The organism is Psychrobacter sp. APC 3279 (assembly GCF_030407795.1).
Taxonomy (GTDB): Bacteria; Pseudomonadota; Gammaproteobacteria; order Pseudomonadales; family Moraxellaceae; genus Psychrobacter.
The window spans coordinates 18,278-29,295 of the sequence record NZ_JASDCR010000028.1; the positions used below are offsets into that span (position 1 = coordinate 18,278).

Annotated in this window: 11 protein-coding genes and 1 pseudogene; all 12 read left to right on the forward strand. The window is 42.3% G+C overall.

Annotated features, from left to right (window positions below):
* Positions 1-81: 81 nt before the first annotated feature.
* The gene (locus QL898_RS13175) at positions 82-978 is read left to right on the forward strand and encodes a zinc ABC transporter substrate-binding protein (RefSeq protein WP_201548396.1); all 897 of its coding nucleotides are present in this window, start codon (positions 82-84) and stop codon (positions 976-978) included.
* A 275-nt stretch (positions 979-1,253) separates the two neighbouring features.
* A complete protein-coding gene (locus QL898_RS13180) occupies positions 1,254-1,652 on the forward strand; it encodes an ATP synthase subunit I (protein WP_057762011.1) in 399 nt (132 codons plus the stop codon).
* Positions 1,653-2,328: 676 nt separating this feature from the next.
* Positions 2,329-3,195: a F0F1 ATP synthase subunit A gene (gene atpB, locus QL898_RS13185; protein ID WP_101205957.1), complete on the forward strand. Its 867-nt coding sequence runs from the start codon at positions 2,329-2,331 to the stop codon at positions 3,193-3,195.
* Between the two features lie 33 nt (positions 3,196-3,228).
* Positions 3,229-3,477 (forward strand): F0F1 ATP synthase subunit C, encoded by a 249-nt coding sequence (gene atpE / locus QL898_RS13190; RefSeq protein ID WP_010197960.1) that lies wholly within the window; start codon positions 3,229-3,231, stop codon positions 3,475-3,477.
* A gap of 117 nt (positions 3,478-3,594) precedes the next feature.
* Positions 3,595-4,065: a F0F1 ATP synthase subunit B gene (locus QL898_RS13195; protein WP_101205956.1), complete on the forward strand. Its 471-nt coding sequence runs from the start codon at positions 3,595-3,597 to the stop codon at positions 4,063-4,065.
* A gap of 13 nt (positions 4,066-4,078) precedes the next feature.
* A complete protein-coding gene (locus QL898_RS13200) occupies positions 4,079-4,702 on the forward strand; it encodes a F0F1 ATP synthase subunit delta (protein WP_075106456.1) in 624 nt (207 codons plus the stop codon).
* A 93-nt stretch (positions 4,703-4,795) separates the two neighbouring features.
* Entirely contained in the window at positions 4,796-6,340 is a 1,545-nt protein-coding gene (gene atpA, locus QL898_RS13205; protein ID WP_057762002.1) for a F0F1 ATP synthase subunit alpha, read from the forward strand.
* 216 nt (positions 6,341-6,556) lie between these two features.
* A complete protein-coding gene (gene atpG / locus QL898_RS13210; RefSeq protein WP_160022091.1) occupies positions 6,557-7,438 on the forward strand; it encodes a F0F1 ATP synthase subunit gamma in 882 nt (293 codons plus the stop codon).
* A gap of 38 nt (positions 7,439-7,476) precedes the next feature.
* Positions 7,477-8,910 (forward strand): F0F1 ATP synthase subunit beta, encoded by a 1,434-nt coding sequence (gene atpD, locus QL898_RS13215; protein ID WP_057761998.1) that lies wholly within the window; start codon positions 7,477-7,479, stop codon positions 8,908-8,910.
* A 114-nt stretch (positions 8,911-9,024) separates the two neighbouring features.
* Positions 9,025-9,441, forward strand: coding sequence for a F0F1 ATP synthase subunit epsilon (locus tag QL898_RS13220; protein WP_057761996.1), 417 nt, complete (start codon positions 9,025-9,027; stop codon positions 9,439-9,441).
* Positions 9,442-10,041: 600 nt separating this feature from the next.
* Positions 10,042-10,758: a response regulator gene (locus QL898_RS13225; RefSeq protein ID WP_057761994.1), complete on the forward strand. Its 717-nt coding sequence runs from the start codon at positions 10,042-10,044 to the stop codon at positions 10,756-10,758.
* Positions 10,759-10,931: 173 nt separating this feature from the next.
* Positions 10,932-11,018: pseudogene (locus QL898_RS13230) on the forward strand (IS1595 family transposase); the annotation flags it as partial.

Consider the following 11,018-nt stretch of genomic DNA (forward strand, 5'->3'; position numbering starts at 1 on the left):
GTACGGTAACTTTTGATCATGATGACGCTTTACCAAACATGATGCCTAAACCCCATCATTCATATATCAAAGACACTTACTATGAACTCAGTTTTTAATCCTCTACTAAGCCCAGTTACTATGTTAAAGCGCTTACTGTTAAAACGTTTGCTAATCTCAGGCATGGCGCTCAGCTTTTTGACACTTAGTGCTCAAGCAGCAACCGTGAGTGTGAGTAACTATCCGATGTTTTTACTCAGTGAAGCGGTCACTGATGGTGCACCATCGGCGAATAGAATCTTACAGCCAGGCGATGTTGGGCATCATGGTAGTGTCAGTCCAAGTGATATGAAAGCCATCAAAGAAAGTAAGTTCGTCGTCTGGTTTGGACCTGCATTAGAAAATAGTTTAACGGGCAGTTTGCAAGATGCCCCTAATGCCATTGCGATGTTTGACTTTGATGCGTTTAACCGTTATCCGCTGCGTGATGTAAAAGGCGAGGTGATTGAGGGCACAATGGATCCGCATATTTGGCTAGATCCTGAGAATGCTAAAGCCATTACCCGTGCATTGGCAGTGATACACAGTCACGCCAATCCGGAGTATACAAGTACTTATCAGGCCAATGTCAAAAAGTTTTCTGAACGTATGGATAAAGCCGTTGCTGACATCCAGCAAGGGTCGCAAACCGTCCGTCCTTACTGGGTTTATCATGATGCTTATCAGTATATTGAAAAAGCAGCACATATAAAGTTAGCCGGTAGCTTGAGCCCTGATCATCATATTTCTCCAAAAGCCAGTCAGCTGCGTTGGTTAAATGAGAATCGCCCTGTGAATCAGATGTGTATGGTCAACCAAGGCGCTGTCTCTAAAGGTCTGCTTGCCAAGTTGCAGCCAGTAAAAACAAGCATACAGGCTGAAGACATGAGCAGTAGCACAGATTTTATCAGTGGTTGGCAAACCATGGCCCAGCAAATCAATCAATGTATAACACCATAAACGTGAAATATACTGCTACACCACGGGTCATATAGAGGTGTTCAAGTAATGGCGTGATTTGAGTTTAATAGATGAGAACACGCCATTGCCATAAGTCTGTGAGTTAGGTGACTGATAAAAGTCATATTTTACTTGCTTAATAGTTACGCTCTACCTATAATAAGTAGCGTTTTATTTTGGCCGAAAGGTAATACCTGTAGAGTAAGTCATTCACGGATAAAATTATCATAAGTATGATATATTGTCCCAATGCTGTAAGGGCTATAGGAATACCGATGACCAAGCCTGCCAAACGCACGCAAAAAGACAAGATTGGCATCTATATTAAACGACAAGCATGGATACTATTTATCCTTATTATCATTGCTTGGTTAGTAGATACTATTTGGCTACATAGTGAGCTTACGATAGCAAAAAGCGCTGCAATTGGTGCGCTACTAAGTTTTATCACTCAAGCAGTATTTGCGTTTTTTATTTTTTGGTACACCGGATATCGCGCGCGCCAACACATCGTTAGCCAGCTATATCGGGGTCAAATGTCAAAATGGTTATTGACCGTGTTTGGTTTTGCACTAATTTTTATTACCGTACAACCCCTATCTGCGCCAGCGCTGTTTATCGGTTTTATGGTAATGCAAATTAGTCACAGTTGGATGTTGTGGCATATACGCTAGCGCTAATAAATGATCGCTAAACAGATGGTTTATTAATAGTACTGGCAAGTCACCCTGCCGTCCAGCTTCTCTATGACTAGTTCGAAAAGTCGAAGCGCAACGCTGTCTCAGGATAGCACCAGTGAGTATAAAGACCGCACTATGAGTCTCCATGTTAGACGTAGTATGTAGTGAGAGGGTAGGGGTTATTCAACTATCTGTATTGCTGATAATTAGATTACTGATATCTGATTATGGTTAGTAGCTATATTAGCAAGTAAAACTGGTGGCTAACTTATTCATACAGTGGATAAAAAAATCACAATTGACTTTACACGAATACAACGCTGCATTAATATAGGCGGCTAAATACTTTGCTTATAAGCGCTACATTAAGCGCCGATCGTAAAAAACGGTCAGTGGGCAAGCACATATATAATAATTTTGCGTATAAAAATGCAAGGGCTATTACTGAGTTATCATAAGCCCTTTTTTGATAGCTAAAATTTATCTCACGCTATCAAATACTGCATATTAGTAATAGAACTATGGGTTGGATGTTGTTGGTTACATGAGTGATTTAGTACGGTTTATTTGTCTGATTAATAGCAAGACAGATACAAATACTACACCTCATCAGATGACAACCATATTTTTGGTAGTTGATTAAATCGTTGATTAATAAGAAGCTTACATTATGGCATCCGAGCAAACATCATCAGAATATATCTCTCACCACTTAACGAATTGGACGTATGGCTATCTGCCGGGCGAAGGTTGGAAAGTTGCTCATACTGCTGAAGAAGCAGGGGCAATGGGCTTTAACGCTATCCATCTTGATTCTATGCTATGGTCGATTGGTCTAGGTATCTTATTTTGCGCCGTCTTTTGGATGGTTGCCAAAAAAGTCACTTCAGGCGTGCCAGGAAAAACTCAGGCAGCAGTTGAGATGATCGTTGAGTTTGTTGATAACAACGTTCGTGATTCATACAGTGGTACATCAAAACTGATTGCGCCATTGGCGTTGACTATTTTTGTCTGGATCTTTTTGATGAACTTGATGGATTTGATACCTGTTGATTTCATTCCAGGTATTGCTGGGCAAATCGGTGCCGCTATGGGCCATGATCCACATCATGTTTTCTTTAAGATTGTTCCAACGACTGATCCTAACATCACGCTTGGCATGTCGTTCTCTGTCTTTGCACTGATTATCTTTTATAGCATTAAAGAAAAAGGTTTGGGCGGCTTTATCGGTGAGTTAACACTACATCCGTTTGGCGCCAAAAACCCAATCGTACAAGCGATTTTGATTCCCATCAACTTCATCCTAGAAGCAGTTACTCTAATAGCCAAACCTGTATCACTTGGTTTGCGTCTATTCGGCAACATGTATGCTGGGGAATTGATTTTCATACTGATTGCTCTAATGCCGTTTTGGATTCAATGGGCGTTATCGGTACCGTGGGCTATCTTCCACATCTTAGTTATTACACTTCAAGCGTTCGTATTCATGATGCTGACGATAGTTTACATGTCGCTTGCATCATCAACTGAACATTAATTAGACATTCAATAGGTAAATGAGGATACATCAATGGATCCAGTATTAGGTGGTTACACAGTTATCGCAGTAGCACTACTTATCGGTCTTGGCGCACTTGGCACAGGTATTGGTTTTGCTATTCTAGGTGGAAAATTCTTAGAAGGCGTTGCGCGTCAACCAGAGCTTGGCTCACAATTGCAAACTCGTATGTTCATCGTAGCAGGTCTTCTTGATGCTATTCCGATGATCGGTGTTGGTATTGCTATGCTATTGTTGTTCGCTAACCCTCTAGCAGGTTAATCCGAAAGCTCAGTTGTAAATGTTTGGTATTCGGAGACTTTCTATCAAATATAGTCAAGATTTGACTACCAAACATGATCAATGAAACTGATTTTTCATTAACAAAGAGGTGATCACGTGAATATCAATTTTACCCTCGTCGGTCAAGCCATTGCTTTTGCAATATTTGTGATTTTTTGCATGAAATTCGTGTGGCCACCACTTATCGGTGCCATCAATGAGCGTCAGCGTAAAATTGCTGAAGGTCTGAATGCCGCAGAAAAAGCAAAAGCAGATTTGGCGACCGCGGAGCAAAATGTCCAGCAGGAACTTGATCTTGCAAAGACCAAGGCTGCCGCTCTAATCGAGCAAGCGAACAAGAGTGCCAATCAGCTCGTCGAAGATGCAAAATCGCAAGCCCAAGCGGAAGGCGAGCGCATTCGTCAACAAGCGCAAGCATCTATCGATCAAGAAATCAATCAAGCGCGTGAATCATTACGTGCCCAAGTTGCTGAACTGGCTGTACTTGGTGCAGAGAAGATTTTGCAAGACAAAGTCGATGTGCAAAAACATGCCAGTATGTTAGACCAACTGGCGGCGAAGCTGTAATTGTGAGGATATAATGGCTGACTTATCAACCTTAGCACGACCGTACGCTAAAGCCGCGTTTGACTATGCCAATGAAAACGGCGCTGTACACGAGTGGGAAGATTTCTTACTTGTCGCTAGCACTGTTGTCAATGACAAGTCGTTCAGTACTTGGCTAGACAATCCAGCTGTTTCTGCTGAGCATAAGTCAGCTGCTTTGGTCGATCTTTATGACTCACAAGTGGCCGGTGATAGCGACTCTGCTTTTAAACAGCTACTAGGCGAGAGCAAAGGTTCTCGTTACGGTAACAGTATTAGCTACCCTAAAGTATCACCCCAGCTCAATAATTTTGTTAAGCAGTTGGCGCAACAAGAGCGTCTAGCGCTGCTTCCTGAAGTTTATGAGCATTATCGCCGTCACAAGGCAATAAGCTTAAAGCAGCTTGACGCATATGTGACTTCTGCCTACCCATTGACTGATGACCAGCGTCAAATGCTACAAACGCGTCTTGCTGCCTCGCTAAATGCTAGTGTAGTGATTCACGAATCAGTTGATCCAAGTTTATTGGCAGGCGCTACAATCAAAGTCGGTGATAAAGTCATTGATGATTCGATGCGCGGCAAGTTACAACAGTTAAAAACACAGCTAACTGCCTAATGCCATTTATTGATGCAGTCATATATTATCTGCGTCATAGCAAGAGCATTTGAGTCAGTGGGCGGGTTATCATAAATTAAAGGAAACAAGGCAATGCAACAATTGAATCCAGCGGAAATCAGTAACCTGATTAAGCAGCGTATTCAAGACCTTGATGCGGGTGCAACTGCAAAGAATGAAGGCACGATTGTCAAAGTATCTGACGGTATCGTGCAGATTCATGGTCTTGAAGATGCCATGTACGGCGAAATGATTGAGTTTGAAGGCGAAATCTACGGAATGGCTCTAAACTTAGAGCGTGATTCTGTTGGCGCGGTAGTACTTGGTGATTACCTAAAGCTGCAAGAAGGTCAAAAAGCCTATTGTACTGGTCGTATTCTTGAAGTACCAGTAGGTCCTGAGCTGTTAGGCCGTGTTGTTGATGCTTTGGGTAATCCTATTGATGGCAAAGGTCCTATCGATGCCAAGATGACTGATAAAGTCGAAAAGATCGCTCCAGGCGTTATCGACCGTCAATCAGTAGATCAACCAGTAATGACTGGTTATAAAGCCGTTGATACCATGATTCCAATCGGTCGTGGTCAGCGTGAGCTTATCATTGGTGACCGTCAGACTGGTAAAACAGCGATGGCTATCGATGCGATCATCGCACAGAAAGCTTCAGGCATTAAATGTGTATACGTGGCTATCGGACAGAAACGTTCGACTATCGCTAACGTCGTACGTAAGCTTGAGCAAACTGGTGCACTAGAATATACCACTGTTGTGGTTGCTTCAGCATCAGAGCCTGCAGCACTTCAGTATATCGCACCGTACTCAGGTTGTACGATGGGCGAATACTTCCGTGACCGCGGCGAAGATGCACTGATTGTATTTGATGACTTATCAAAGCAAGCCGTTGCTTATCGTCAGATTTCACTACTATTACGTCGTCCGCCAGGTCGTGAAGCTTATCCTGGTGACGTATTCTATTTACACTCACGCCTACTTGAGCGTGCATCACGTGTAAATGCTGATTATGTAGAAAAGTTCACTAACGGTGAAGTGAAAGGTAAAACTGGTTCTTTAACCGCACTACCAATCATTGAAACACAAGCTGGTGATGTATCTGCATTCGTACCAACCAACGTGATTTCGATCACTGATGGTCAGATCTTCCTAGAGTCTAGTTTATTCGCCTCAGGTATCCGTCCAGCAGTAAACGCTGGTATCTCGGTATCTCGTGTTGGTGGTGCCGCTCAGACTAAGATCATCAAAAAGCTATCTGGTGGTATTCGTACCGCTCTAGCTCAGTATCGTGAACTAGCAGCATTCGCTCAGTTCGCATCAGATCTTGATGACGCAACTCGCGAACAGCTTGATCATGGTGAGCGTGTGACTGAATTGATGAAGCAGAAGCAGTATCAGCCGATGTCAATCTCTGAGCAAGCAGCCGTTATCTATGCTTCAAACGAAGGCTTCTTAGCTGACGTACCTGTCGAAAAGATTGGTTCTTTCGAAGAAGCATACCTACGTTATATGCATGATGAGCAAAGTGAATTGATGCGTGAGATTGATGACACTGCGAACTACAACGATGATATCGCAGGTCGTTTAAAGTCATCTCTAGAGACCTTTAAACAAAATCACAGTTATTAATTTAACGGGTTAAGCCGAATTGGTTATAACTGTAGCTTAGAGCTGATAAAGTGGCGCGTTGTCTGATCAGATATTTGCGCCACTGTTTTAACCATTATCGGTATTAGATCGCGTAATGCCACAAGATATAAAATGTTATTCTGTAAGACTGATGTTGTATATCAAACGATTGTCGCATGCGCCAATGCTTTTTAACCCTCTTATATTGGAATCATTATGGCAAGCTTAAAAGAGATACGTGCCAAAGTCACCAGTATTAAAAGCACCCAGAAAATTACTCGTGCTATGCAAATGGTAGCGGCAAGTAAAATGCGCCGTGCGCAAGAGCGCATGGACGTGGGTCGCCCGTATGCTGATAGTATGCGCCGGGTTATTTCACATTTGGTGCATGCCTCATCAGACTACAAACATCCGTATATGGTATCGCGTCCAGTCAATAAGGTTGGCTATATTGTCATTACCTCTGACCGTGGCCTAGCGGGTGGTTTGAATATTAACTTATTCAAAGCCCTAACTAAAAGTATCCAAGATTATCAAGATCAGTCTGTACAGGCTGAGTTTGCAGTCATCGGTGCCAAAGGTGTGAGTTTCTTCAAAAACTTTGGTGGTAAAGTTACGTCGGCTGTGACCGATTATGGCGATAAACCAACGTTTGAACAATTGAATGCACCGGTTCAAGCGATGCTTGAAGACTATAGTAACGGCAACATTGACCGTATCTATGTGGTCTATAACCGATTCGTCAATGCAATGACTCAGAAACCAACAGTTAATCAGTTGGTTCCTCTACCAGAGCAGTCATTTGATGATGAAGACAGTGGTCTACAGACAGAACTTAGCTGGGATTATATCTACGAGCCTGACATCAAGACCTTAATTGATGAATTGCTTGGTCGCTATATTGAGTCGATTGTTTATCAAGCGGTAATGGAAAACATTGCCTCTGAGCAGTCTTCACGTATGGTTGCGATGAAAGCGGCAACAGATAATGCTGGTGACCTTATTAACGATTTACAGTTGGTTTATAACAAGCTGCGTCAAGCGGCGATTACCCGAGAAATCTCGGAAATCGTTGGCGGTGCTGCTGCTGTTTCATAATTGACTACACCTATATATAGAAGTTCAAGGAGAACGCAATGAGTAGCGGTCGTATTGTACAGATTATTGGCGCGGTTCTTGACGTTGAGTTCAACCGTAATGAAGTTCCTCAAATTTTTGATGCCTTGCAAGTAGACGGTACCGAAACTACCCTAGAAGTACAGCAACAGCTAGGTGATGGTATCGTACGTACTATTGCAATGGGTTCAACCGAAGGTTTAAAGCGTAACCTACCTGTTACTAATACTGGCGCACCTATCTCTGTGCCTGTAGGTACTGGTACGCTAGGTCGCATCATGGATGTTCTTGGTCGTCCTATCGATGAAGAAGGTCCTGTTGTTGCTGACGAAAAATGGTCTATCCACCGTGAAGCGCCAAGCTACGCGGATCAGTCAAACAGCACTGAGCTACTAGAGACTGGTATCAAAGTTATCGATCTACTTTGCCCGTTCGCTAAAGGTGGTAAAGTTGGTCTGTTTGGTGGTGCTGGTGTTGGTAAAACCGTTAACATGATGGAGCTGATCAACAACATCGCTCTAAAACATGAAGGTTTGTCAGTATTTGCTGGTGTTGGTGAGCGTACTCGTGAAGGTAACGATTTCTATCACGAAATGCAGGAAGCTGGCGTTGTAAACACTGAAGACTTCAGTAAGTCTAAAGTAGCAATGGTATATGGCCAGATGAATGAGCCACCGGGTAACCGTTTACGTGTTGCACTGTCTGGTTTGACCATGGCTGAGTACTTCCGTGATACTAAAGATCCTGTTACTGGCAAAGGTCGTGACGTACTATTGTTTGTTGATAATATCTACCGTTATACACTAGCGGGTACAGAAGTATCAGCACTACTTGGTCGTATGCCATCAGCGGTTGGTTATCAGCCAACACTAGCTGAAGAGATGGGCTTACTACAAGAACGTATTACGTCAACTCAGTCAGGCTCTATTACTTCAGTTCAGGCGGTATACGTACCTGCGGATGATTTGACCGATCCATCACCTGCTACAACGTTTGCTCACTTGGATGCAACAGTTGTACTAAGCCGTGATATCGCATCACAAGGTATCTATCCTGCGGTTGATCCATTGGATTCAACATCACGTCAGCTAGATCCACAAGTAATCGGCGAAGATCATTACAATGTGGCTCGTGGTGTTCAGGAAGTTCTACAGCGTTATAAAGAGCTTAAAGACATCATCGCTATCTTGGGTATGGATGAGTTATCAGAAGAAGACAAACTGGTTGTTTATCGTGCTCGTAAGATTCAGCGCTTCTTGTCTCAGCCATTCCACGTAGCTGAAGTCTTCACTGGTGCACCTGGTAAATACGTACCACTACGCGATACCATTGCTAGCTTTAAAGCAATCATCGCTGGTGAATACGATGACCTACCAGAGCAAGCGTTCTACATGGCTGGTAGCATCGATGAAGTAGTCGCTAAAGCTGAAAAAATGAAGTCTAAGTCAGCGTAAGTTGTATAAGCATAAGCTAACGAGTAGATACAATATAAACCTTATATCTACTCTTCAGTAACGCATCGCAGTTTTACTGTTTTTTGATCGCGCTTTGATGGTAAGGAATTAAGTATGGCAACGTTACAATGTCGCGTCGTAAGTGCTCGTGAAGAGTTGTATTCAGGCGAAATTAGCATGTTAATAGCTACTGGTACCGAAGGCGAGATTGGTGTATTGCCAGGTCACACACCGCTTATTACTTTGCTAAAGCCAGGTGCAATGCGAGTGCAAACACCAAACGGTGAAGAAGAAGTAATCTACGTCTCAGGTGGTGTACTAGAAGTACAGCCTAAGATGGTTACGGTATTGGCTGATACAGCTATGCGTGCACACAATCTTGACGAAAGCAAAATCGTCGAAGCACGTAAAAAGGCTGAGCAAATGCTAGTTAACCAGTCTGATACGCTACAAACCAATGCGGCTTTGGCCTCACTTGCAGAGTCAGTAGGACAATTACAGACTATTCGTAAGTACAAAAACCGCGCGTAATTTATTACTGATAGCTCTAGCTAATCATTTAGAGTTATCCCTAAAAGTAATAATAAAAAGACAGTCCATTATATGGGCTGTTTTTTTATGTCTATTCATTATGAAATTAACTGTTCTGGGGTAAATACACACGGTTATTACTTGGATAGTGTTTGTGGTAGCTCAATCTATTCTCAGGAAAAATCTTTTATTATCAATGAATCATCGCCTATTGGAATTTTCTTAAAAAGACACTGGCGACAACGTTAATATATGGTTATATTAGACATAACGTATTATAAGCAACGAGCAGTAACTGTACGCGATAATATTGGCTCGATGGTTTGGATAATTAGCAAACGATAGATAATACAAATTGCGATGTACTAACGAAGTAATTGACGTAATTTCTGGACGCAAACTAAAGTTTTGATAGGGGTAGTTTATAGGTTTTGTTACCGACTACAAGCTATAGTATAGGAAGCTGATAATTTAATAGTATACTGTGCTACCAAGTTTGTAACAGCTATACGAACATCAATTGTGCCACTATATGGTGCTATTAATTTTACCGCTCTTACTTTTACTGCTTTTAAATTAGATGTATTAGAGGATATAACAATGACAACGAATGAAGAAGACAACACCCCCCGAATCTTGATTGTTGAAGATGATGAGCGTCTGGCCATGTTGACTCAAGATTACTTGGTCAAAAATGGTTTAGAAGTGGCAATTGAAACTGATGGTAATCGTGCTATTCGCCGTATCGTCAATGAGCAACCAGATATGGTTGTACTTGATGTTATGCTACCTGGTAGTGATGGTTTGACCGTATGCCGTGAAGTGCGCCCACATTATCAAAATCCTATTTTGATGTTGACTGCACGTACTGAAGACATGGATCAGGTATTGGGTCTTGAGATGGGTGCTGACGATTATGTTGCCAAGCCTGCCCAGCCACGTGTATTGCTTGCACGTATTCGTGCGTTACTGCGCCGCTCAGAAAATGCACCATCAGAAGATGTGCCACAACGTCTAGAGTTTGGTGAGTTAGTCATTGATAACGGTGGTCGCTCAGTTAATCTAGGTGATGAATTGGTTGATTTCACCAGTGCTGAATATGATTTACTATGGTTGCTTGCTTCTAATGCAGGTCGTATTCTATCTCGCGAAGATATCTTTGAGCGTCTACGCGGTATTGAGTATGATGGTCAAGATCGTTCAATTGACGTACGTATCTCACGTATTCGTCCAAAAATCGGTGATGATCCAGAAAATCCAAAGCGTATTAAGACCGTACGTAGTAAAGGCTATCTATTCGTAAAAGAAGGCAACTAATATTGTTGCTTCTATAGGTTGATTAATTATTAATCACTATTCGAAAAAACCAGCAACGATGCTGGTTTTTTTGTGGCTAAATTCTAATTTTTAAACTTAAATGCAGTGTTATGTGGTTTAATTAACTCATTATGGGGCTGTCCTAGATAAGTAAAATTATTTAGGATAGCACTATGAGAAAGAGTAAACTAAGTTGGTATAAACAAAGCAGACTAATCGAGTTATTTGTTGCCGGTTCTACCGCGAGAACAGCAGCAAGC

Coding starts and splice junctions, on each gene's coding strand:
- atpE (WP_010197960.1), top strand. CDS start 3,229: ATGGATCCAGTATTAGGTGGTTACACAGTTATCGCAGTAGCACTACTT.
- atpA (WP_057762002.1), top strand. CDS start 4,796: ATGCAACAATTGAATCCAGCGGAAATCAGTAACCTGATTAAGCAGCGT.
- QL898_RS13175 (WP_201548396.1), top strand. CDS start 82: ATGAACTCAGTTTTTAATCCTCTACTAAGCCCAGTTACTATGTTAAAG.
- atpD (WP_057761998.1), top strand. CDS start 7,477: ATGAGTAGCGGTCGTATTGTACAGATTATTGGCGCGGTTCTTGACGTT.
- QL898_RS13200 (WP_075106456.1), top strand. CDS start 4,079: ATGGCTGACTTATCAACCTTAGCACGACCGTACGCTAAAGCCGCGTTT.
- atpG (WP_160022091.1), top strand. CDS start 6,557: ATGGCAAGCTTAAAAGAGATACGTGCCAAAGTCACCAGTATTAAAAGC.
- QL898_RS13180 (WP_057762011.1), top strand. CDS start 1,254: ATGACCAAGCCTGCCAAACGCACGCAAAAAGACAAGATTGGCATCTAT.
- QL898_RS13225 (WP_057761994.1), top strand. CDS start 10,042: ATGACAACGAATGAAGAAGACAACACCCCCCGAATCTTGATTGTTGAA.
- atpB (WP_101205957.1), top strand. CDS start 2,329: ATGGCATCCGAGCAAACATCATCAGAATATATCTCTCACCACTTAACG.
- QL898_RS13220 (WP_057761996.1), top strand. CDS start 9,025: ATGGCAACGTTACAATGTCGCGTCGTAAGTGCTCGTGAAGAGTTGTAT.